This is a genomic window from Streptomyces sp. Ac-502, assembly GCF_045222935.1.
Lineage (GTDB): Bacteria > Actinomycetota > Actinomycetes > Streptomycetales > Streptomycetaceae > Streptomyces > Streptomyces monomycini.
Genome location: NZ_JBHFFO010000001.1, coordinates 9,095,755 through 9,117,392 on the forward strand (window position 1 = coordinate 9,095,755; position 21,638 = coordinate 9,117,392).

General features: G+C 73.6%; 19 protein-coding genes and 2 pseudogenes. 13 read left to right on the forward strand and 8 right to left on the reverse strand.

Going from position 1 to position 21,638, the window contains the following annotated elements:
- Positions 1 to 43 precede the first annotated feature (43 nt).
- The 4 genes from ACEXOX_RS41435 to ACEXOX_RS41450 all read right to left on the reverse strand — a co-directional run bounded on the left by ACEXOX_RS41435 (position 44) and on the right by ACEXOX_RS41450 (position 3,432).
- The gene (locus tag ACEXOX_RS41435; protein ID WP_406525819.1) at positions 44 to 253 is read right to left on the reverse strand and encodes a hypothetical protein; all 210 of its coding nucleotides are present in this window, start codon (positions 251 to 253) and stop codon (positions 44 to 46) included.
- 183 nt (positions 254 to 436) lie between these two features.
- Entirely contained in the window at positions 437 to 766 is a 330-nt protein-coding gene (locus ACEXOX_RS41440) for an ANTAR domain-containing protein (protein WP_406525820.1), read from the reverse strand.
- Positions 767 to 1,132: 366 nt separating this feature from the next.
- Positions 1,133 to 2,347, reverse strand: coding sequence for a FecCD family ABC transporter permease (locus ACEXOX_RS41445; protein WP_406525821.1), 1,215 nt, complete (start codon positions 2,345 to 2,347; stop codon positions 1,133 to 1,135).
- Positions 2,344 to 3,432 carry a FecCD family ABC transporter permease gene (locus ACEXOX_RS41450; RefSeq protein ID WP_406525822.1) on the reverse strand — a complete coding sequence of 363 codons (1,089 nt, stop codon included), beginning with the start codon at positions 3,430 to 3,432 and terminating at the stop codon, positions 2,344 to 2,346. The genes ACEXOX_RS41445 and ACEXOX_RS41450 overlap by 4 nt, the downstream gene beginning before the upstream one ends.
- Positions 3,433 to 3,574: 142 nt before the next feature.
- Between ACEXOX_RS41450 and ACEXOX_RS41455 the strand changes: the two genes are divergently transcribed.
- The 4 genes and pseudogenes from ACEXOX_RS41455 (at position 3,575) to ACEXOX_RS41470 (ending at position 10,145) form a co-directional block, all read left to right on the forward strand.
- Positions 3,575 to 4,549, forward strand: a complete 975-nt coding sequence (locus ACEXOX_RS41455; protein ID WP_406525823.1) for an ABC transporter substrate-binding protein — start codon at positions 3,575 to 3,577, stop codon at positions 4,547 to 4,549.
- Positions 4,550 to 4,707: 158 nt separating this feature from the next.
- Positions 4,708 to 4,938 (forward strand): phosphopantetheine-binding protein, encoded by a 231-nt coding sequence (locus ACEXOX_RS41460; RefSeq protein ID WP_030018483.1) that lies wholly within the window; start codon positions 4,708 to 4,710, stop codon positions 4,936 to 4,938.
- Positions 4,935 to 8,877, forward strand: a pseudogene (locus ACEXOX_RS41465) (amino acid adenylation domain-containing protein). Before ACEXOX_RS41460 ends, ACEXOX_RS41465 begins: the two are co-directional and overlap by 4 nt.
- A gap of 179 nt (positions 8,878 to 9,056) precedes the next feature.
- A complete protein-coding gene (locus tag ACEXOX_RS41470) occupies positions 9,057 to 10,145 on the forward strand; it encodes a YncE family protein (RefSeq protein WP_406525824.1) in 1,089 nt (362 codons plus the stop codon).
- A 93-nt stretch (positions 10,146 to 10,238) separates the two neighbouring features.
- Here ACEXOX_RS41470 and fes read toward each other — a convergent pair whose 3' ends face one another.
- Positions 10,239 to 11,456: an enterochelin esterase gene (fes, locus tag ACEXOX_RS41475; RefSeq protein ID WP_406525825.1), complete on the reverse strand. Its 1,218-nt coding sequence runs from the start codon at positions 11,454 to 11,456 to the stop codon at positions 10,239 to 10,241.
- A 376-nt stretch (positions 11,457 to 11,832) separates the two neighbouring features.
- On the opposite strand from fes, the gene ACEXOX_RS41480 reads away from it, so the two are divergent.
- The 3 genes and pseudogenes from ACEXOX_RS41480 to ACEXOX_RS41490 form a co-directional block, all read left to right on the forward strand.
- Positions 11,833 to 12,009, forward strand: coding sequence for a hypothetical protein (locus tag ACEXOX_RS41480; RefSeq protein WP_406525826.1), 177 nt, complete (start codon positions 11,833 to 11,835; stop codon positions 12,007 to 12,009).
- Positions 11,988 to 12,143: a hypothetical protein gene (locus ACEXOX_RS41485; protein ID WP_406525827.1), complete on the forward strand. Its 156-nt coding sequence runs from the start codon at positions 11,988 to 11,990 to the stop codon at positions 12,141 to 12,143. Before ACEXOX_RS41480 ends, ACEXOX_RS41485 begins: the two co-directional genes overlap by 22 nt.
- Positions 12,119 to 13,260 (forward strand): annotated as a pseudogene (locus tag ACEXOX_RS41490) (cation:proton antiporter); the annotation flags it as partial. The gene ACEXOX_RS41485 and the pseudogene ACEXOX_RS41490, both read left to right, overlap by 25 nt.
- A 137-nt stretch (positions 13,261 to 13,397) precedes the next feature.
- Here the strand turns inward: ACEXOX_RS41490 and ACEXOX_RS41495 are convergent.
- The gene (locus ACEXOX_RS41495; RefSeq protein ID WP_406526710.1) at positions 13,398 to 13,763 is read right to left on the reverse strand and encodes a hypothetical protein; all 366 of its coding nucleotides are present in this window, start codon (positions 13,761 to 13,763) and stop codon (positions 13,398 to 13,400) included.
- Between the two features lie 346 nt (positions 13,764 to 14,109).
- On the opposite strand from ACEXOX_RS41495, the gene ACEXOX_RS41500 reads away from it, so the two are divergent.
- The 3 genes from ACEXOX_RS41500 to ACEXOX_RS41510 all read left to right on the forward strand — a co-directional run bounded on the left by ACEXOX_RS41500 (position 14,110) and on the right by ACEXOX_RS41510 (position 16,375).
- On the forward strand, positions 14,110 to 14,676 hold the full coding sequence (locus ACEXOX_RS41500; protein WP_406526641.1) for a DUF2690 domain-containing protein: 567 nt from the start codon (positions 14,110 to 14,112) through the stop codon (positions 14,674 to 14,676).
- Positions 14,677 to 14,945: 269 nt separating this feature from the next.
- The gene (locus ACEXOX_RS41505; RefSeq protein ID WP_406525828.1) at positions 14,946 to 15,458 is read left to right on the forward strand and encodes a hypothetical protein; all 513 of its coding nucleotides are present in this window, start codon (positions 14,946 to 14,948) and stop codon (positions 15,456 to 15,458) included.
- A 110-nt stretch (positions 15,459 to 15,568) separates the two neighbouring features.
- Positions 15,569 to 16,375: a DUF4190 domain-containing protein gene (locus ACEXOX_RS41510; protein WP_406525829.1), complete on the forward strand. Its 807-nt coding sequence runs from the start codon at positions 15,569 to 15,571 to the stop codon at positions 16,373 to 16,375.
- A gap of 331 nt (positions 16,376 to 16,706) precedes the next feature.
- Here the strand turns inward: ACEXOX_RS41510 and ACEXOX_RS41515 are convergent, their stop codons facing one another.
- Positions 16,707 to 17,330 (reverse strand): GPP34 family phosphoprotein, encoded by a 624-nt coding sequence (locus ACEXOX_RS41515; RefSeq protein WP_406525830.1) that lies wholly within the window; start codon positions 17,328 to 17,330, stop codon positions 16,707 to 16,709.
- A gap of 390 nt (positions 17,331 to 17,720) precedes the next feature.
- Between ACEXOX_RS41515 and ACEXOX_RS41520 the strand changes: the two genes are divergently transcribed.
- Positions 17,721 to 19,085, forward strand: a complete 1,365-nt coding sequence (locus ACEXOX_RS41520; RefSeq protein ID WP_406525831.1) for a rhodanese-like domain-containing protein — start codon at positions 17,721 to 17,723, stop codon at positions 19,083 to 19,085.
- Between the two features lie 94 nt (positions 19,086 to 19,179).
- A complete protein-coding gene (locus tag ACEXOX_RS41525) occupies positions 19,180 to 19,926 on the forward strand; it encodes a sulfite exporter TauE/SafE family protein (RefSeq protein WP_406525832.1) in 747 nt (248 codons plus the stop codon).
- 131 nt (positions 19,927 to 20,057) lie between these two features.
- Here ACEXOX_RS41525 and ACEXOX_RS41530 read toward each other — a convergent pair whose 3' ends face one another.
- Entirely contained in the window at positions 20,058 to 20,336 is a 279-nt protein-coding gene (locus ACEXOX_RS41530) for a metal-sensitive transcriptional regulator (RefSeq protein WP_406525833.1), read from the reverse strand.
- Positions 20,337 to 20,488: 152 nt separating this feature from the next.
- Between ACEXOX_RS41530 and ACEXOX_RS41535 the strand changes: the two genes are divergently transcribed.
- On the forward strand, positions 20,489 to 21,061 hold the full coding sequence (locus tag ACEXOX_RS41535; protein WP_406525834.1) for a rhodanese-like domain-containing protein: 573 nt from the start codon (positions 20,489 to 20,491) through the stop codon (positions 21,059 to 21,061).
- Positions 21,062 to 21,638: the final 577 nt, after the last annotated feature.

Genomic DNA, 21,638 nt, shown 5'->3' on the forward strand with positions numbered 1-21,638 from the left:
GCACCTCCGCCCGGTCGCGTGCCGCGTCCGAACGGGGGCGGGCTCAGGCGAGGCCGGTCATGATGCGGCCGACGAGTTCACGGTTGGCCTGGGGGACCGCGCCGAAATCGGTGCCGGCCGGACCGGCGCCGGGGCCGACGCCGGTCTTCGGGGCGGTGCCTGCCGGGCTGTCGTCGGCCACGGCGGCGGAGGCCGCGGGCAGCACGACGGCCGCGGCGAGCACCGCGCCGGCGAGGGTGAGACGTACACGCATGCAGATCACTCCTGGGTACGAGGGAGCCGGTAGCTGGACCTCCAGCACAGCCGTTCCCGCCGGGGCGCGCATTCTCTCCGGGGCACCTGGGTGGTCGGTGGGCCGACGCCGCCCGTCAGGGACCGGGGTGCGGTGCCCGTCGTACCCCGGCTGTACCCGTCGGATTCCGGTCGTGCCGGACGGTCACGACGAGCCGTCGTCGAGGCGCAGGCGGTGCGCGATGATGTCGCGGGCGACGTCGAGGAGGGCGCGGTCCTGGGAGTACGCGTGGCCACGCAGCCGCAGGAGGGCCTGGTCGAGGGCGATGCGGAGCTGGACGGCGAGGACGCCGGTGGCCTGGTGGGCCTCGGCGCGGTGCAGGGGCGGCCCGGCGCCGTGCTCACCGGTGAGCAGCAGGGCCGTGGCGTGTCCGGTCAGGTCGTGCGGCAGTTCCAGCGGATCGAAGTCCGCGCTGCGGTGTACCAGGGCGCGCACCGTTTCGGCGATGCGCGCCGCACGTTCGGTCGCGGGCATGAAGGGCCGCCGACCGGCAGGCTCCCGCCTCCACGACGCGGGAGCGGGGGCCGGCGCGCGCCCGCGGCGGTGGGAGAAGGAAGTCCGGTCTCGGGGACCGCTGATGCCCGCTGACAGGAACTGCCGGCCGCCTCGCCTCTCACCTGACCTGTCCGCGACTGTCACGGCGGTCGGTTCCACCCGGCTCTGGACGGTCCAACAGCGCACTCCTCACGGTAGCGCTCGGCAAGGGCGCGGACAGGGAAAGCGGTACTCCGGTGGCCCGTCGGTGACGCGGGGCGCCGGCCAGGCTTCCCGCACCTGCCCCCGTAGCCCCGGCGCCCGGGCGCAACCGTCACCGTCACCCGCCCGGCATGACACAGGCCCCTACGGGCGGCCCGCGCTCCGGTCCGGGCGGAAGAGGACCCACAGCAGGAAGGGGCCGCCGAGCACACTGGTGACCACGCCCACCGGAATCTCCACGGGGGCGATCACCCGGCCCAGCGCGTCGGCGCCGGCGATCAGCGCGCCGCCCACCAGGCCGGAGGCCAGTACCGGCACGCGCGCCCGGCCGCCGAGGCGGTCGGCCAGTACGGGAGCCGCGAGGGCGACGAAGGCGATGGGGCCGCCGATGCCCGCGGCGGCGCCGGAGAGGACCACCGCGAGTGTCAGGGCGAGTGCGCGGATCCGCCGTACGGGTACCCCGAGCCCGGCGGCGGTGTCGTCGTCGAAGCGCAGCAACTGGAGCCGGTTCCCGGCGGCGAGGGCGAACGGGAGCAGTCCGAGCAGGATCAGCAGCAGCGGCGTCCCCACCGACCAGTCGCGCCCGCTGAGGCTGCCGACCGTCCACAGGAAGACGCCACCGGCCGTGTTGTCGTTCTGACGGGACATGACGAGGTCGGTGACGGCCCCGACGACGGTGGAGACGCCGATGCCGACGACGAGGACGCGGTGCCCCCGATGGCCCGCGCCGCCCGCGCACAGGACCACCAGCGCGGCGGCCAGCACCGCGCCGACCGGCCCGAGCCACCACTCGCCGATCATGCCGGTGGACGAGCCGACGACGGAGGCGACGACGGCCGCGGTGGCGCCCTCGTTCACACCGATGAGGTCGGGGGTGGCGAGCCGGTTGCCGGCGAGCGTCTGGGTGAGGCAGCCGGCGATGCCCAGTGCCGCGCCGACCAGGACGCCGACGGCGATCCGGGGCAGCCGGAAGTCCTGGACCAGCATCACCGTCGCGGGGTCGCCCGTGCCGAACAGGCCGGCGAGCGTCTCGGAAAAACTCATGCCGGTGGAGCTGGCGAACGTACCCAGCGCGACCAGGACCAGGATCAGCACGCCGAGCGCGACGGCGACCAGTGAGCCCCGGCGGGGGAAGAGCCAGGAGAAGGCGCCGGTCCGCAGGACGAGGCTGTCGGGCGGCGTGACGTCGGCGGCGGGGGCCGCGTCCGAAGTGACGGCCGTAGCGGGGGCTGTGGGAGCTGCGGGAGCTGTGCGGGTCGCGGGGGCCGTGGGGTCCGTGGGGTCCGCGGGGGAGGGGACAGCCGCCTTCCGGCCGTCCGTGGCCGGCTCCGCCGCCGCTCCGTGTGCCGGATCCGTCATGCCGTGCCTCCCGCCGTGGACATCCGCCGGGAGCGGGCGATCCAGATCAGCAACGGCCCGCCGACGAAGGCGAGGAGCACGCTCACGGGGGTCTCCCAGGGGCGGATGGCGACCCGGGCGAAGATGTCCGCCGCGATCATCACATCGGCGGCGATCAGCGCCGACAGGGCGAGCTGCGCGGCGATCCGGGGGCCGGTGACGGCGCGGGCGGCGTGCGGGGCCATCAGGCCGAGGAAGGCGATCGGGCCGGCGAGCGCCACCGCCGATCCGGCCAGCAGGGTCACGGCCCCCGCGACGACCACGCGGACCAGCCCGGGGCGGTGCCCCAGGGACCGTGCGCTGTCGTCGCCGAGCGCGAGGGCGGCCAGCGGGCGGGCGGCGCCGAAGGCGACCAGCAGACCGGCCGCGACAAGGGGGAGCAGCGGGTAGGTGTCCGAGGTCTTGATGCCCGCCAGGGAGCCGATGGTCCAGTAGCGGAACGTGTCGAAGGTGGACTGGGTGCTGAGCAGGACGTACGAGGTCATGCCGTGGAAGGTGGCGCCGAGCGCGGAGCCGGCGAGCACCAGCCGCAGCGGGGACGCCGCGGCCCGGCCCGAGGCGGCCAGCAGCAGGACCACCGCGCTGGCGGCCATGCCGCCGGCTAGCGCCCAGCCGAGCAGGGCGTAGGAGGAGTTCACCCCGAAGTAGGTGAGGCCGATGACGACGCCGAGCGCGGCGCCGGAATTCACCCCGAGCAGTCCGGTTTCGGCCAAAGGGTTGCGGGTGACGGCCTGGAGGAGGCAGCCGGCGGCGCCGAGGGAGACGCCGACGAGGACGGCGGCGAGGGTCCGCGGGAGCCGTACGTCGAGGACGGCGAGCCGGAGTTGGGCGTCGGCGCGGGCCGTCGGGTCGCCCATGAGGAAGTCCCACGCGCGCGCGAGGGGGCTGGATCCGGTGCCGATGAGCAGGGACAGCAGCACCAGGGCGGCCAGCAGCACGGTCAGGGCGACCGCGGCGGTCAGGATGCGCCGGCGGTGACCGGGCGCCCGTGACGGAGGGGGCTGGGTGTCGCCCACGGGGGCCCCGGCCTCTTGCGCAACCAACATAAGGTTAGCCTAACCTAAGGTTTGACCGGGGCTTTCGTCGCCCGACAGGCCCGGATACCGGGGTTGTCCCGGCATGCCCGGCACCCGCTGTTCCGTCAGACGCCGCCCCGGCGCCGGACTTCACCACTCGGAGACCACACACATGTCCACGCACACCCTGCCGCGCGTCCGCCGGACCGCGGCGGCCGCCGTCACCACCGCCCTGGCGCTGGCCCTCACCGCCTGCGGAGGAGACGAGTCCGGTTCCGGGCAGGCGACGACCGGCGGCGCCGGCAAGGTCACCGTCACCGACGCCACCGGCACCGAGGTCGAGGTTCCCGCCAAGCCCGCCAAGGTGGTCGCGCTCAGCGAGATGGACCTCGACTCCGCGCTGGCACTCGGGGTGAAACCGATCGGTCTGACCGCCGGGCGCGGCCAGAAGGGCGCCCCCGGATACCTCGCCGGCCGGGCCGGCGGCATGCCGGTCGTCGGCGCCGTCACCGGCCCCGACATCGAGAAGGTGCTGCGCGCCGGGCCCGACGTCATCCTCGCCGGGCAGCTCGCCGACCCGAAGGTGCTCCAGCAGCTGAAGGCCGTCGCGCCGACCGTCGTCACCATCGGCAAGGACAAGGACTGGAAGAAGGCGCTCGACCTCACCGGCCGGGTCCTCGGCAAGCAGAACGAGGCCAAGACCTTCCTCACGGATTACGAGAACAAGGCCGCGGCCCTGAAGAAGAAGCTCGGCCCGCGCGCCGGCGCCACCGTCTCCGTGGCCCGCTACTCCGCCAAGGGCACCGCCGTGATGCAGCAGGGCGTGTTCATCAGCGACGTCCTGAAGAACCTCGGCTTCAAGCGGCCCGGCATCCAGAACGACCGCGGGCAGGGCCACTCCACCCCGATCAGCGACGAGGACATCAAGCAGATCGACGGCGACTGGCTGTTCATCGGCACCCTCGCCGCCAAGGGCAAGGACGCCGACCTGTTCGCCGAGCTGAAGACCAAGCCCGCCTACCGTCAGCTCCGCGCGGTCCGCGAGGGCCACGCCACCGAGGTCGACGGCTCCAAGTGGACCAGCCTCGGCGGTGGCCTGGCGGCCCTGTCCGTCCTGGACGACATCGAGAAGGCCATGGCCAAGTGACGCACGGCGCCCGGCCGGACGGGCACGGCTTCGTCCGGCCCGGCGCCCACCCGTGGCCGCGGCTCCCGGCCGCCCGTCCGTACCGGCGAGCCCCGGCCGCCCGTCGGCACCCCGCACCCGATTACCACCGGCCCACCCCTCAAGGAGAACCACCTGTCATGGCTCTGACCATCGACCACCTGCGCGCGGACGTCGCCGACGTGCTGGGCGAGGACCCGGCCGACATCCCCGTCGACGAGAACCTCGTCGACTACGGCATGGACTCGGTCCGCATCATGGCGCTCCTGGAGCGGTGGCGGCGCGATCACGGCACCCGGGCCGGCTTCGTGGACCTCGCCGAGCAGCCCGCCATCGAGGCGTGGGCCCGCATCCTGGGCGCGGACTCGTGACGGCGCTGCTCGACGCCACCGCGGACGGCCGTCACCTCACCGCCGAGGGCCTGCCGCTGACGGCCGCCCAGACCGGCCTGTGGTACGCCCAGGCCCTGGATCCGGCGAGCCCCGCGCAGAACACCGCCGAGTACCTGGAGATCCACGGCCCGGTGGACCCGGCGCTGTTCTCCGACGCGCTGCACCAGGTGGTCGCCGAGGCCGACGCGCTGCGCGTACGCATCGTCGAGACGCCCGAGGGCCCCCGCCAGCTCCCGCTGACCACCGGCCCGGCGCCGCTGCCTCTCCATCTGGCGGACCTGCGCGCGGAGGCCGACCCGGACGGCGCGGCGCGCGCCTGGATGCACGCCGACCTGGCCGAACCGTTCGACCTGGCCGCCGGGCCGCTGTTCGCGCACGCGCTGTTCCGGGTCGGCGACACCCGCTGGCTGTGGTACCAGCGCGTCCACCACGTCGTCATGGACGGCTTCGGCTACTCGCTGCTGGCCCGCCGCACCGCCGAGGTCTACACGGCCCTCGCATCCGGCGAACCCGTGGGCCCCGACCCCTTCGGGCGGCTCACCGACCTGGTCGCCGACGACGCCGCGTACCGCGCCTCGGACACGTACGAGGCCGACCGGCAGCACTGGAACGAGGCGTTCGCGGACCGGCCCGAGGCCGTCAACCTGGCCGGGCGCACCGCCCTGCCCTCCCGTACGCACCTGCGCCGCACCGCGTACCTGAGGCCCGAGGTCACCGAGCGGCTCAAGGAACTGGCCTCCTCGGTCCGCGCCACCTGGCCCGACGTGCTGATCGCCGCCCAGGCGCTGTACCTGTCCCGGGCCACCGGCGCCGAAGAGGTCGTCCTCGGACTGCCGATGATGGGCCGCATGGGCTCGGTGGCGCTGCGCGTCCCCGGCATGGTCATGAACGTGCTGCCGCTGCGGCTGACCGCCGGCCCGCGCGCCACCTTCGCCGAACTGACCCGCCAGGTCGTCCTCGGCATCCGCGCGGCCCGCCGCCACCAGCGCTACCGCTACGAGGACATCCGCCGCGACCTGGGCCTGCTCGGCGCCGACCGGGCGCTGGTCGGACCGCTGGTCAACGTCATGCCCTTCGACTACGGCCTGGACTTCGCGGGCGTCCCGGCCACCGCGCACAACCTGTCCACCGGCCCGGTCGACGAGCTGACCGTCAACGTCTACGACCGCGCCGACGGCCGCGGCCTCCGCCTCGACTACGACGCCAACCCCGCGCTGTACGAGGAGACGGACCTCGGCCACCACCAGGAACGGTTCCTGGACCTGCTGACCCGCCTCGCGCACGCAGACCCGCACGTCCCCCAGGGCGAGCACGGCATCGCCACCGCGGCCGAACGGTCCCTGGTGCTGGAGCAGTTCAACGCCACGGCCCGCGTCCTGCCGCCCACCACGCTCATCGGGCCCATCGAGGCACAGGCCGCCCGCACCCCCGACGCCACCGCGCTGGTCTTCGGGGACACCACCTGGACGTACGCCGAACTCGACGCCCGCGCCAACCGGCTGGCCCGGCATCTGGCGTCCCTGGGCGTCCGGCCCGGCACCCTGGCCGCCGTCGCCGTACCGCGCTCCGCCGACCTCGTCCGCACCCTGCTGGCCGTCCTCAAGGCAGGCGGCGCCTACCTGCCGCTGGACCCCGACTACCCCGCCGACCGGCTCGCGTACATGCTCGACGACGCGCGGCCCGTGTGCGTGGTCACCGACCGGGCCGACCGCGTGCCCGCCGACGGGCAACTGCCGGTGGTCGTCCTGGACGGCCTCGACCTGGACCCGTACTCCGGAACCGTCCCGCCCCGCCCGCTCACCCCGGACCACCCCGCGTACGTCATCTACACCTCCGGCTCCACCGGCCGCCCCAAGGGCGTCGTGGTCAGCCACCGGGCCATCGACAACCGGTTGCGCTGGATGCAGGGGAGTACGGCCTGGAGCCGGGCGACCGGGTGCTCCAGAAGACGCCCTCCGGCTTCGACGTGTCCGTGTGGGAGTTCTTCTGGCCGCTGCGCCAGGGCGCCACGCTGGTGGTGGCCGAGGCCGGCGGTCACCGGGACCCCGCGTACCTGGCCCGCGTCATCCGCGAACAGGCCGTCACCACCTGCCACTTCGTGCCCTCCATGCTCCAGATGTTCCTGGCCGAGCCGGACACGCTGAACTGCACCGGGCTGCGCCGGGTGTTCTGCAGCGGCGAGGCGCTGCCGCGCGAGACGGCTCGGGAGTTCGCGCGCGCCCTGCCGGACGTGGAACTGCACAACCTGTACGGCCCCACCGAGGCGGCCGTCGACGTCACGTACCACGCGTGCGCACCCGCCGGTGAAGGGCCGGTGCCCATCGGGGCGCCCGTCTGGAACACCCGCCTGTACGTCCTGGACGCGGCCTTGCAACCCTGCCCGCCCGGCGTCCCCGGTGAGCTGTACCTCGCGGGTACCCAGCTCGCCGACGGGTACCTGGGACGGCCCGGCCTGACGGCGACCCGCTTCGTCGACGATCCCTTCGGGCCCGATGGCGACCGGATGTACCGCACCGGCGACCTCGCCCGCTGGACCGACCGCGGCGAACTGCTCTACCTCGGCCGCACCGACCACCAGGTCAAACTGCGCGGCCAGCGCGTCGAACTCGGCGAGATCGAGGAGGCCCTGGCCGCCCTGCCCGCCGTCGCCGCCGCCTGCGCCGTGGTACGCGAGGACCGCCCCGGCGACCAGCGGCTGACCGGCTACGTCACGTACGAGCATCGCGACGGCGACACCCCGCCCGACCCGGAGGAGCTGCGCGCCGCGCTCGCCCGCACCCTGCCGGAGCACATGGTGCCCACCAGCGTGGTCGCCCTGGACGCGTTCCCGCTCAGCCCCAACGGCAAGCTGGACCGCACACAGCTCCCGGCCCCCTCCTTCGAGACCGGACCCGGCCGCGCCCCGCGCACCCACCGGGAGGAGACCCTCACCCGGCTGTTCGCCGAAGTGCTGGGCCTGCCCCGGGTCGGCGTGGACGACGCGTTCTTCGACCTGGGCGGCACGTCCCTGCTGGCCGCCCGTCTGATGGCACGGGTACGGGACACGCTCGGCACCAGCCTGGCCATCGGCGCCCTCTTCCAGGACCGCACCCCGGCCGCGCTCGCCGCCCGCCTGGACGGCGACGGGGCGGGCGGTGACGCCCTGGACGTCCTGCTGCCGCTGCGCCCGGCAGGCGACCGCGTACCGCTGTTCGTCCTGCACCCGGCGGGCGGCATCAGCTGGTGCTACTCGGGCCTGCTCTCGCGGCTCGATCCCGCGCAACCGGTGTACGGCCTCCAGGCGCGCGGTCTGGCCCGGGACGAGCCGCTTCCGGCGACGATGGAGGAGATGGCCGCGGACTACGTACGGCAGTTGCGTACCGTCCGGCCGCACGGCCCGTACCGGCTGCTCGGCTGGTCCGTGGGCGGCGTCCTCGCCCACACCGTGGCCGTGCGGCTCCAGGAGGCGGGGAGCGCGTCGACTTCCTCGCCCTGCTGGACGCCTACCCCTCCGACCAGTGGCGCGACCAGGCCGTCCCCAAGGAGACCGACGCGCTCACCGCCCTGCTGCGGATGGCGGGGTTCGAGCGGACGGACGAGCTGACCCGCGAGGACGTGCTGGAGACGCTGCGCCGTGAGGGCAGCGCGCTGGCCGGGCTGTCCGACCGTACGCTGTCCGCCGTCGTCGACATCGTCGTCAACAACGCGCGTCTCATGCGGGAACACCAGCACCGCGTGTTCACCGGCGACGCGCTGTTCTTCACCGCCGCCGCCCCGCGCGCCGAGGACTGGCTGACGCGGGACGCCTGGACGCCGTACATCCAGGGCGGGCTGGCCAACCACGACGTGGACTGTCTGCACCCGCAGATGACGCAGCCGCGCTGGATGGACGGGATCGCGGCGGTGGTCGCGGGACGTCTGGCCGCGCTGGACGCCTGAACGAGCCGTCCGGACGGGCGAGTCGGGCACGCCGTGCCGGTGTGCCCGGCTCGCCTCCCGCGTCCCGCCGGCCGCCGATGGAGTGAAACTTAGGTAAGGCTAAGCTAACCTTTGACCGCGTCGGGTGGTTTTCCCCCGGCTTCCCTGTCTCGCCCGCCTCTTCAGGAGGAGTCCAGACCATGAGCGCCCCCAAGACGCCGCAGCCCCGCAGCGCCTCCCGCCGCCTCGTCCGCAGCGCCACGGCCCTCGCCGTCGCCGCCGGCAGCGCCCTTGCGGTGAGCGGCACCGCCGTCGCCCACGACCGGCCCGCGCACCAGGCGTCCTACCGGGTGGACACCGCGCAACTGGCCACCGGGCTCTACCAGTCCGCCTACTCCGAGCGCCACCACGTCCTGTGGACCACGACGGCCGTCGGACGGCCGCCGGTCACCCAGTCCAGACTGCTGAAGGTCGACCCGAAGACGCTCAAGACCAAGGCCGCGTACACCCCGCCGGTCACCGACCAGGCGACCGGCGCGGTCGAGGCGGTCTACGGCGTTGCCGTGGACGACGAGCACGACACCGTGTGGACCACCAACACCCGTAACAACTCCGTGGCCGTCTACAACCAGCGCACCGGCAAGCACCTCGCCACCCTGCCCGACGTCGCCCACGCCCGCGAGATCGTCGTCGACAAGCGCCACGACCTCGCCTGGGCCAGCGGCTTCGGCGACGGCACGGTCGTCGCCTTCGACACCCGCACCTTCAAGGAGAAGAAGCGCGTCAAGGTCGAGGGCGCGGGCACCGCCGGACTCGCCGTGGACACCCGCACCGGCACCGCCTACACCACCGACCTGACCAACGACCGGATCATCGCGGTCAGCCCGTACAAGGCCGAGCTGCGCTTCATCCCCACCGGTGACGCCCCCATCGGCATCGAGCTGTCCGCCGACGGCCGCACCGCCTACACGGCCAACCAGGCCGCGGGCACGCTCTCGGTCGTCGACCTGCGCAAGGGCACCGTCACCCGGACCGTCCCCACCGGTGCCGGCGCGATCTCCGTCGCCGCCGACCACCGCTCCGGCCGGGTCTTCGTCGCCAACCGCGGCAGCGGCACCACCACCGTCGTGGACCCGAAGAACGGCACCGTCCTGGCCGACCTGGCCACCGGCCCCAACCCGAACCACGTCACGGTCCGCCGCGGCACGGCCTACGTCGTGGACAAGTCCGCCGCCGGAGCAGACCGGATCGACTCGGTGCACCGGATCAGCCTGACGCGTTCCCACTGAGACCGGCTCCGCCGTGCACACTCCCGGTGCGGCGGAGCCGCCCTGGGGACGCCTTCGGGCCCGGCCGCTGGGGTGCGGCCGGGCCCGAAGGCGTCAGTCGGCCGAGGACCCGTCCGTCCCCGGACCGAGCAGGTCGCACAGCCCCTCCACCAGCTCCGAACGCCAGCACAGGTAGTCGTGGCCGCCGTTGAACTCGCGGTAGACCGCGTCGGTGTACCCCTTCGCCGCCAGGGTGTCGCGCAGCCGGCGGTTCGCGGGCAGCGCGACCCACTCCTGCTCACCCGCCGACAGCCGGAACCGCACCGGCAGCCGCGCGGACTCCGCTATCCGTCCGGTCAGCCATTGCGCGCCCGGCCCGTTCGGCCACCAGAAGGAACCGGACTGCGCCAGGACACAGCCGAACCGGTCGGGCGCGGACACCGCGGCGTACGCGGCGGTGAGGCCTCCGAGGCTCTGGCCCGCCACGACGGTACGGGCCGGGTCGGCGGTCAGCGGCAGGTCCGCTGCCGCCCAGGGCAGCAGCTCGTCCGTGAGGAAGCCGGTGAACCGCGGGTCGCACGTCATCTCGGCCCAGCGGGTGTCCGCGCCCAGCGACTCCGGAAGCAGCGCGACCAGCGGCGGTATCCGCCCGTCCGCGACGAGGTTGTCCAGCGCGGTGGCGACGTCCAGCCCCGGCTGCCACATCTCCCCGTCCAGGAGGACGAGGACGGGCAGCTCCGCGCCCGCTGCCGTACCGCCCGCGGCCACGTACCGCCACACCCGGCGCTCGTTGCCGAGCAGCGCGCTGCGGACGGTGTGGACGGACACGGTGCCACGGGGAATGCCGGGCCGCTCCCGCCACTCCGTGCTGTCCGGCGCGCCGGACAGCACGACGCAGGAGGCCGGAGCGCCGCCCCAACGGCTCGCGAGCGAGAGCGGGTTGAACGGATCTACGCGCCGTTGTGTGCGCAGCCACGTCCAGTACGCGGCGTCGTCGTCGGCCGGACCGTCGCCCTCATCCACACACAGCGTGTACGTGGCGTGCCAGTCGCGGCGCATCCGCACCGACCAGTGCCACACGTCCGTACCGGGGACGCGCTCCATGAGGTTGCCGGCCGGGTCGCGCGGATCGGCGAGCTTGTTGGGCGTTACCAGGGCCGCACGGGTGGCGGGGGAGCCGCGCCACAGGAACGTGACCAGGGCGTGGTCCGCCGCACCGTACGGGTCCGGGCCGGTCAGCGGCGTGCCCTCGCGCTCCACCGCCCGCCAGAACTCCGCTCCGGACAACTCGGCCGCCCGGCGGACGACGCGCTCGTCGGTGACGCGCGGCACGGGGAGGGCCGTGGTACCCGGGGCGGGTGCCGGGGGTGTCGGAGGGCGGGGCGGTGACGGTCATCGAGGCGGTCTCCGTGTCGGTGGCGCGGGGAGCGAAGCACCGGAGCTGGCCGGTGGTGGGTAAGGTCACCCTTACCTTACGTCCCGTGCGGCTCGCCGTCCCGGCCGCGGGGCGGGCCTGACCGGAGATCCCGTGGGGTGCGGGCACCGGCCGCCGGGTGCGCACGCGAGAGGCAGCCATAAGGGGCGTGACCCAGATATGCCAGAAACCCACCACGGGATGACCTTGAAGGGTTGAGCGCATCGGGTTCGTCATCCGTTCGGTTCGGCGTCGTCGGTGGTGACGTTGGACGCTGTCCGGGGCGGGGGGCCTGTGACCTCGATCGAGAGGACCGCATATCCGCGGTTCAAGCGGCTGATCCGTACCGACTGCGACGAACACCAGTCGGCGAAGGCCCGGCGTGGTCGCACTTCCCGTGCCCAGGTCGAGCATCTGGGGTGGGCGGACGGGCTGGGCGGGACTGGGGCGTGGCTGTCCGGCGTGGCCTGAGGGAAGATCACGGCCCCGACTTCCGGCTCGCCATCGGCGACACCCCCGTCGCGGTCGGCACCCGCGAGGGAGTCGACACCCTGGCCGCGATCATCGCCGGAGGCCGACCGTGCACGACACCAGCGCACTGCTGATCGAACTGGGCGCCCTCATCCTCGCCCTCGGCCTCACCGAGCGCTTCGCGGGCCGCATCGGGCTGTCCCCGATAGCCCTGTACCTGCTGGCCGGACTCGCCTTCGGGCAGGGCGGAGTGCTGCCGCTGGACGCCAGCGAGAGCTTCACGCGGTCGGTGCCGAGATCGGCGTCATCCTCCTCCCGCTCCTCCTCGGCCTGGAATACAGCGCCTCCGAACTCGTCACCAGCCTCAAGACCCAGTACTCCTCCGGCGCGGTCGACTTCGCCCTCGACGCACTGTCCGGAGCGGGGGCGGCGATCCTGCTCGGCTGGGGCCCGGTGGTCGCCGTCACCCTCGCGGGCATCAGCCGGATCTCCTCCTCCGGCGTCGTCGCCAGGCCCTCACCGACCTCGGCCGCCTCGGCAACCGCGAAACCCCGGTCGTCCTCGGCCTGCTGGTCCTCGAAGACCTCTCCATGGCCGTCTGTCTGCCGCTGCTCACCGTCCTGCTGGCCGGGCGTCGTTCGCCGGCGGCAGCATCACCCTGCTCATCGCCCTCGCCCTCGCCACCGCCGTCCTCTACCTCGCCCTGCACCACGGCCGGCTGATCAGCCGCGCGGTCTCCTCCCGCAACTCCGAGATGCTCCTGCTGGTCGTCCTGCGCCTGACCGTGCTCGTCGCCGGAGTCGCCCAGCGGCATAGGCCTCCGCCGCCGTCGGCGCGTTCCTCGTCGGCATCGCCCTGTCCGGCGAGGCCGCCGCAGGCGCCTGTACCCTCCTCACCCCGCTGCGTGTCCTGTTCGCCGCGGTCTTCTTCGTCTTCTCCTGCCTGTCCACCGACCCCGCCGCCATCCCCCCGGTGCTGCTCCCCGCCCTCCTGCTCGCCGCCGTCACCACCACCACGAAGATCCTCACCGGCTGGTACGCGGCCCGCCGCGCTGGCATCGCCCCCCGCGGCCGTCTCCGCGCGGGCGGCGCGCTGGTGGCGCGCGGCGAGTTCTCCATCGTCATCGACGGACTCGCCACCGCGACGGAACCCCGCATCGGCCCCATCGCCACGGCCTACGTACTGATGACGGTCGTCCTCGGCACACTCACCGCCCGTTGGGCCGACCCCGCCGTCCATCGCCTACGGGCCGCGCTGCGCCGCCGCCCGTACCGGACAGCGACCGATCCCCGCCAGCCGCGGCGCCACCGGAGGACGAACGGGTCACCAGCCACCTTCCGTCCGACGACCCACGGCCGACCCGGGGCGCCACCTGACCGTGCGGCCGCTCACGTACCGGCGGGAAGGGGCTCGCTCGCGCCCGCCGCGTCCGATGCCTCCACGGTGCACGGCGCTCTCGCGACGTCCGGTGGATCCAACGCATCCGGGGCCTTCGCTGCGCCCGGCGCTTTCATCGCATCCGGCACCTCCGCGGCACCCGGCACCTCTGCGGCATCCGGCACCTCCGCGGCCATCGGTATCTCCGCGGCGAACGGCGCGTCCGCCGTGTCCGAGGGCTTCCGCCCGTCCGCTGGAGAATCCGCCGCGGCGCGGTCGCCCGCGTGCTCCTGCGCGCCGGGACGCTTCCCGGCGAATTCCCTGGCCAGTTTCTCCGAGAAGAGGCGCATTTCCGCCTCGGCCTTGAGGTCGAACACGATTCCTCCCCCTCACCTCTGTTTCCCGGCTTACCGGTCGGCTCCACCGGTACCCCTGGTGTGTCGTCCGGCAGGCCCTGCCCCACCTGCCGCTATACCTGTTCTTTACCTTCCGGTCGCGAGCGGCAAACGACGCGCGCACGCCCTGACATCGCCACTTGGCGCACACCGGAAGCTGAGCGCCCCCGGCGCGCGCCGCAGGCGTCTCACCCCGGTGCCGCGCCGGCAATGTTCATGTGCCGGGCCCCGGAGGGGACTTCGCACGGGGCGTGAATCTTTCTTACGGCGCGCCGCGGAGCCGCCGATGCTGGTGGGGCAGCGGAGGGCTCCGGGAGGCAGAGGCAGGGTGAGTGATTCCGAGGTCGAGGCCGAAGGTGACAGCACGCGGGACCGGTCGCCGCGGCGCCGGGTGTGGCGCTGGCTGCGTGCGCACAGTACGCACGCCCTCCTGGTGGCGGTCGCGGCGGCCGTGGTGGGCGGTGCGGTACCGGTCCTGCTGACCGGGGCGTTGCAGGACTGGCTCTCTCCGCCCCCGCCGGTACCGGCCACCTGCCCGGGAGCCGGATGCGACGGGAAGGACCCGCAGAAGGAGGGGTGTTCCGCCGACGCGGTCACCTGGCTCCCGCCGAAGGACAACCCGGTCTCGCTGCACGTGCGGCACAGCAAGCGCTGCGGGGTCGTGTGGGGGCGGATCACCAGCGCGGAAGTGGGGGACGTGGTGACCGTCCGGGTGGAAGGCGGCTCGGCCCGCAGCGCCGTCGTGGAGTACGGCAAGGACCAGTACACGCCGATGGTGTCGGTGGGCAAAACGTTCCGGGCCACGGCCTGCGCGGAGCCCACCGTCTCCGCCTCACGCACCGGAAAGTGGAGCAAGTACTGCATCGTGGTGACGGACAGAACCGCCTGGAAGTAGGCCTGTCGACAACCGGAGGCAACGGCTGTCGGTTCTGGTTCCTCCCCTCGTTCCCCCCTTGTCCTTCCGCTCGCCGGTGTCCGCCGCACACCCGGCCGGAATGCCGCGGCCGAACGGAAGCGCTGCCGAATCGTGTCCCGACGGGAGCAACCGCTTACCCCGGAACAGCTTCCGCCAGGGCGGTGCAGAATGACCTTCAGACACGGAACGTGGTCGTCTTCGGTGCTGGTCCGCCCTTCGGCGCGGAAGGCTCAACGATGGAGCACCAAGTGTCTGTACAAGAACTGCTCGTCGGTCTGGAGCGAGCCGTCGACTCGGGAGAGCACCGGGTGTGGGCCGTGCGGTGCGCGCACGCGCTGGGTCTGGAGGGCATCGCGGTCTCGCTGCGGTGGGGTGCGGAACTGGTGTGGTTCAGCGACGACATCGGTGCGCGGCTGGAGGACGCGCAGTTCACCCTGGGGCAAGGGCCCGGGATGACGACGGACTTCAGCGAGGTGCCCCATCAGGTGGCGGATCTGGGCGCGGGCGCGGGCGAACGGTGGCCGAACTTCGCCTTCGAGGCCCAGTCGCCGGGCGTACGGGCGGTGTTCGTGTGGCCGGTACGGACCGGAGGCGCACGGTTCGGTGCGCTGACCGGGTACCGCAGGTCGCCCCGGGGCCGCTGTCCGCACGGCAGGCGGTGGACAGGCTGCGGGTGGCCGACGGAGCAGGGACATGAGCAGGGAAGACAAGATTGCCCAGGCCTTCGCCGAGAGCGGCCGAACCGTCGGCTGCCTGACTGATATGGTCAACGGCTTGTCCGTTTCGACCCCTTACGAGGACTGTACGTGACCGAATCCATTCCGCCCGACGGTGCGCAGCCCGTCGCCCCCACGCCGGACGACCGTGACCCGTGGCGCCCGCCGCCCCCGGGCAGGCTCCCGCCCACTGGGGTCCGCCCCCGACGGCACTGCCGTTCGCGCCGCGGCCCGGCAACGGCATGGCCGTCGCGGCACTGGTCCTCGGTGTCCTCGGGGTCGTCCTCGCCCTGCCCCTCGTCCTGTTCTGGGTCTCCTGGCTGCCGGCGCTGCTGGCCGTGGTCTTCGGCTCCGTCGGGATCGGCATGGGGCGCAAGGGCCGGGCGCGGGGCAAGGGCATGGCGCTGGCCGGTGTCCTCCTGGGCGGGGTCGGACTGCTGGCCGCGATCGCCGGCGGGTTCTTCGTCGTCGCCTTGGCGCAGAAGGTGGACGACGAGGCGCGCGTCCGGACCGAGAAGGCGAAGTCCTCCGCCGAGGCCGAGAGGAAGGCGCGGCACCCGTCGTTCGGCGGCTCCTACACCTTCGGGAACGGCCTGAAGGTGACGGTTGCCCAGCCGCAGCCGTTCGTCCCGGATGCCTACGTGCTGGGACACGCGAAGGGCAACAAGGCCGTCCAGGTGACGGTCAAGGTGGTCAACACCGGGACCGAGCGGGTCGAGATCGAGACGGGACTGCCCTCGGTCAACGACGCCGACGGCGCCTCGACGGAGCTGGTGATCGACGGCAGTGGGCGGCAGAAGGTCCTCAAGGGGTACGTCCTGCCCGGCCGGGAGGTCGTGGGCAGGTACGCGTTCTCGCTGCCGCCGGACGCCGCCGACCGCATGGAGGTCGAGTTCACTCCCGACGCGAAGCGGTGGAAGCGGGCCTACTGGAGCGGCCCCACCGGGTTGACGGGAAAGTGACCCGGGCGGCGGTTCCTCCCCCTCCGCGAGCTGTCGCGGGCTGCCCGTACGCCGTCGCAGGCCTTCGGTCGGCCGTTTTCCGTGTCGCCTTCACCTCGCTGCGCCCCGACCTCGTAACGGGTGACCACAACGCCGCGACGGGCATCTTCGTACGGCACTTGCGCCGACGCAGGCGGCAGGGCGGCAGGGCGAGGGGATCGCGCGGGCGGTGTACGGGGTCTTCCGCTGCGCGATGCCCACGCCGCTCGAAGCCTTCCGCCCGCCGCCTTTCGCCGCCGCCAGTCGGGCTCACGCGGCCCGGCCCCTTCCCGTCGCACGCCTCGCCTTCCCGTCACAGGCCTCGCCAGATGTTGTCGAAGGCCGCCTGCTCGACGGAGCGTCGCTGCCGTACGCCCTCCAGCTCCACCACCGCCTCGTTGACTGCGGCGAGGACGGTCACGACCGCGTCGTCGGTCCCGCTCAGGGAATCGCCGGCCGGCGCCTCGCGCATTCCGGCGGCTGCGGCGAGGGCGGCGAGGACGGGTTCGCCCGATGCCCAACGGTCGGCCGCGTGGGCGCGGGCGGACGAGGAGGGCACCGCCGTCCGGCCGGTGCGGAACAGCAGCCCGCGGCGCTTGCGGGTGAGGAGTCCCTCTTCCGTCAGGGCGGCCCGGTAGGCCGCGGACAGGCCGCGGCCCCGGCGCCACAGCCAATCCTCGACCGACTCGTGGGGCGCCCGCCGGACGAGCGCCGACGCGGCAGCGTCCAGCAGACGGTCGGCCGGTGCCCGCCGGTCGCGGTCGTCGGGCACGATGCGGTCGCCGTCCACGGCGAGGACCCCGGCGCGCAGGAGGTCGATCACCTCGGCTCCCGCCAGGGCGAGGGAGAGGTCGCCCGGGTCCACGGGGCGCGGCGGGTCCGTGTCCATGGTGAGGACCAGGGCGACGATCTGGAGGTCCCGCGGTGTGGTGGTCATGGCGAAGGCTCCGTGCTCCGTGTCAGAGGTACCCGTGGCGGTACGGCGGTGAGCGACCGGCTGCCGGGTGCGGGGAGGAGGCCGGGGCGAACCACGGACAACGGGCGGCGGCCCGTGCGGAGTTGACTGTATCCCGGTCCGTGCTCCCGCGGCGGCGCCGCGCGCCGCCGCCGACCCGGACCCGAACCCGGAGCGGATTCCCCGATACCCCGGCGGGTACCCGTCGGAGTGGAGTGCTGTCGGACCCGAGCGTTCCGATCCCCCGGAGTCGCCCGGGTGCCCGGGTGTACCACCACTCCGGGATACCCCCCGGGGTATCACTGTTAAGGTGGGTGACAGATACCCCCGGGGGTACACCCGTCACGTCCGTTCCATGGAGGAGGCACCACTGTGTTCTTCGTCGACACCCTGACGTTCGAGGGCCTGGGCAACCGCAGCTACCTGGCCGGTGGCGACGGGGCCGCGGTCGTGATCGACCCGCCGCGCGACATCGACCGGGTGATCGCCGCCGCGGCGCGGCGCGGGGTGCGGATCGCGTATGTCGCGGAGACCCATATACACAACGACTACGTCACCGGCGGCCTGGAGCTGGCCCGTGTCACCGGCGCCGCCTACCTGGTTCCGGCCGCGGCGAGCGTGTCGTTCGCCCGTACTCCCGTCGCCGACGGCGACACGGTGGCGGTGGACGAGGGCCTGGTGCTGCGCGCGATCGCCACCCCCGGCCACACGCCGCACCACACCTCGTACGCGCTGGAGGACGGCGGACGGGCGGTGGCGGCCTTCACCGGCGGATCGCTGCTGATCGGTACGGTCGGCCGCCCGGACCTGGTCGAGCCGCGGCTGACCGAGCGGCTGGCCCGCGCCCAGCACGCCTCCGCCCACCGCCTCGCCGACGAACTCGACGACGAGGTCCCGGTGCTGCCCACGCACGGATTCGGCAGCTTCTGCTCCTCCTCCCAGGCCGCGGGCGACACCACCACGATCGGCAAGGAGCGCACGGCCAACGACGCGCTCACCCTGGACGTGGACACCTTCGTCGCCCGTACCCTCGCCGGCCTGGAGGACGTACCGGCCTACTACGCCCACATGGGCCCCGCCAACGCCGCGGGCCCCGCCCCCGTCGACCTGACCCCGCCCGAGCCCGCCGACGCGCGGCGGATCGCCGAGCGGCTGGCCGCGGGGGAGTGGGTGGTGGACCTGCGCAGCCGCGTCGCCTTCGCCGCCGGACACGTGGCCGGATCGTTCAACTTCGAAGGCGACGGCAAGCTCGCGACCTACCTGGCCTGGCTGATCCCGTGGGGCAAGCCGGTCACCCTGCTCGGCACGACACCGGAGCAGATCGCCGCCGCCCAGCGGGAGCTGGCCCGGGTCGGCATCGACCGCCCGGCCGCTGCCGCCACCGGCGACCCGGCCGGCTGGATCCGCGACGGCGAGGAACTCGCCTCCTTCCCGCGCGCCGCCTTCGCCGACCTCGCCGCCGCCCGTGCGCGTGGCGCGCAGGTGGTAGTGCTCGACGTGCGGCGCACCTCGGAACGCGCCGACGGGCACGTCGAAGGCTCGGTGCACATACCCGTCCACGAGCTGCACGGCCGGATCGGCGAAATCCCGCCGGGCGTCGTGTGGGTGCACTGCGCCGGAGGAATGCGCGCGGCGATCGCCGCCTCCCTCCTGGACGCGGTGGGACGGCAGGTCGTCGCCGTCGACGACGGTTTCGAAGCCGCGGTCGACGCCGGCCTGACCGTGGCCGGCTCCTGATGCCAGTCCCCGACCCCGCCCCCGACCCCGTCCCCGATCCCGGCGCCTGCGCCCCACCGGCCGTCGGCGTGCGCGGGCCGGGCGGTCCGGCAGCATGAGCGCACTGATCCTGGCCCTGGTCGCGGGCGGTGTGGTCGGACTGGCGCTCGGCGCGCTCGGCGGCGGTGGCAGCGTCCTGGCCGTACCGGCGCTGATCTACCTCCTCGGCTTCACTCCTGCCGAGGCCACCACCGCGAGTCTGCTCATCGTTACCGCCACCTCCCTGGCTGCGCTGTACGCACACGCGCGGGCCGGACACGTGCGGTGGAAGGCGGGGGCGGCGTTCGCCGCCGCCGGAGTCCTGCCGGCGGCCCTCGCCGGAGCCGCCGCCGCACACCTTCCGCAGGCCGCCCTCACCCTCGCCTTCGCGGGCGTCGCCGCCCTCGCCGCGGTCAAGATGCTGCGCCCTGCCGCGGCGGCGGACGGGAACCGCGAGGTACGGAAGGGGCGGGCCGCGGGGGCCGGCGCGGGGCTCGGCGCCCTGACCGGGCTGCTCGGCGTGGGAGGCGGCTTCCTCGCCGTACCGGCCCTGGTGACGGTGCTGGCCTTCGAGATGCGGGCGGCCGTCGGCACCAGTCTGCTGGTGATCACCGTCAACTCCCTGTCCTCGCTGGCCACCCGCTTCGGGGCGGCCGGCTCCCTGGACTGGGCGGTCGTCGGCCCGTTCACCGCGGCCGCCGTCCTCGGGGCCTGGGACGGCAAACGCCTCGCCGGGAAGGTCTCCGGGCCCCGCCTGCGGCGCGTGTTCGCGTTCGCCCTGCTGGCGGTGGCGGCCTTCATGCTCGTCGAGGCCGTGACATGACGTGTCCGGCGGGGCGGCGGACGGACGTCTCGGGCCGGCGAGCGGCGGGACGCCTCAGGACGGCGAGCACACACAGGCGTATCAGGCCGGCGAGTGGACAGACGTCTCAGGTCGGCGAGCCGCCGGACGACTCAGGCCAGCGAAAGGAACAGCTTCTCCAGCCTCGCCCGCATCTGCTCCCGGTCACCGCCGGTCTGCTCCCCGTCGGCCATGCAGTGCTGCAGCCCCGTCGCGATGATCGCGAACCCGGCCCGGTCCAGTGCGCGGGAGACCGCGGCGAGCTGCGTGATGACGTCCTCGCAGTCGCGGCCGTCCTCGATCATCCGGATGATTCCGGCGATCTGTCCCTGTGCCCGTCGCAGCCGGTTGAGCACGCGCTTCAGCTCGTCGGCCGCCATCTCCAGCTCCACATTTCCTCCTCCGCGGCAGACCCGCGTCCGGGGACACCCGGGGCGTCCCGGGTGTGGCTCCGGGCGCTCCGGATACCCCCGCGGGTATTCTAGTCCGTCGGGGCCCGCTTCCCCGGGGCCCGGGGGACGCAACGAAAAGGAACCCCATGCACATGATCACCCAGACCGCCGTTCTTCCCGACCGGGTGGCGGACCGGCTGAGCGCCTACACCGTCGTCGACGTCCGTACCCCCGGCGAATACGCCGCGGGCCATCTGCCCGGCGCCCACAACATCCCCCTCGACCACCTCGCGAGCGCCCTTCCCGCCATCGAGGCGGCAGCCGCCCGCGGTGAACTGCTCATGGTCTGCGCTTCCGGCAACCGCTCCGCCACCGCCTGCGAACAGCTCGCCGCCGCGGGCATCCCCGCCGCCACCCTCACCGGCGGCACCGCCGCCTGGGCCGCACAGGGCCACCCGGTCGAGCGGGAAGACGGCACCGGGACCAAGGCCGCCTGGCCCATGGAACGCCAGGTCCGCCTCGCCGCCGGCTCCCTCGTGGTGGCCGGCCTCGCCCTCGGCGCCCGCTACCGGCGTGCCCGCTGGCTGTCCGCGGCGATCGGCTGCGGCCTGGTCTTCTCCGCCGCGACCGACACGTGCGGCATGGCGGCCCTGCTGGCCAGGCTTCCGCACAACCAGCCTCGCGCCGCCGACCTCGAAGCCACGCTCGCAGCTCTCGGGAGGTGACCGGACGACGCTGCCCGCCTGCCGTTTCCCCGTACGGGCCCGGGTGCCTCCCGCGCGTCGCCCGGCCGCCCGGGAGGCGGCGCCGGGTGTCGTGACACTTTGCTGCGGAACAGCCTCCGCAGTTACGGCAGCACCTTCTATGTGCTCTGGCGGCGCGGGCGCGCGGTGTCTATTCCTGGAGCCGCATTCGCTGCCCGCGCGTGCCGCTCGGCGGGGTTGCCACTGACTCTGCCGCTGCACCGTCGTCGGCAGTATGCTCGGCGCTTTCGATTCGTACCGGGACGGCACGGAAGTCCTTCAGGTCGTGCTCGCAGAGGAAAACCTCTTGATGGCCGGAGGCGCCGACCACTGCGACCAGTACCCCCGTATCGGGGCGATGTCCGGAGTGCGGAAAACACCCAGTTGGACGCGCACACCACCAAGTGTTCGTCCAACTGGCTGCTGTTGACCCCGTACTTCGCCGACCGCAAAGTGAGGCCAACCGACCCCTGAACAACGGTACGCCGATCGGTCTCGGACCGACGCGGAATGCGCGGACGTCGCGGAATTCGCCGCGCCCACGGCCATGGGGTCGCCG

Bases quoted from the DNA above. Each gene is read 5' to 3' on its own strand.
- ACEXOX_RS41435 (WP_406525819.1), bottom strand. From the start codon at position 253: ATGCGTGTACGTCTCACCCTCGCCGGCGCGGTGCTCGCCGCGGCCGTC.
- ACEXOX_RS41440 (WP_406525820.1), bottom strand. From the start codon at position 766: ATGCCCGCGACCGAACGTGCGGCGCGCATCGCCGAAACGGTGCGCGCC.
- ACEXOX_RS41445 (WP_406525821.1), bottom strand. From the start codon at position 2,347: ATGACGGATCCGGCACACGGAGCGGCGGCGGAGCCGGCCACGGACGGC.
- ACEXOX_RS41450 (WP_406525822.1), bottom strand. From the start codon at position 3,432: ATGTTGGTTGCGCAAGAGGCCGGGGCCCCCGTGGGCGACACCCAGCCC.
- ACEXOX_RS41455 (WP_406525823.1), top strand. From the start codon at position 3,575: ATGTCCACGCACACCCTGCCGCGCGTCCGCCGGACCGCGGCGGCCGCC.
- ACEXOX_RS41460 (WP_030018483.1), top strand. From the start codon at position 4,708: ATGGCTCTGACCATCGACCACCTGCGCGCGGACGTCGCCGACGTGCTG.
- ACEXOX_RS41470 (WP_406525824.1), top strand. From the start codon at position 9,057: ATGAGCGCCCCCAAGACGCCGCAGCCCCGCAGCGCCTCCCGCCGCCTC.
- ACEXOX_RS41515 (WP_406525830.1), bottom strand. From the start codon at position 17,330: ATGACCACCACACCGCGGGACCTCCAGATCGTCGCCCTGGTCCTCACC.
- ACEXOX_RS41525 (WP_406525832.1), top strand. From the start codon at position 19,180: ATGAGCGCACTGATCCTGGCCCTGGTCGCGGGCGGTGTGGTCGGACTG.
- ACEXOX_RS41535 (WP_406525834.1), top strand. From the start codon at position 20,489: ATGATCACCCAGACCGCCGTTCTTCCCGACCGGGTGGCGGACCGGCTG.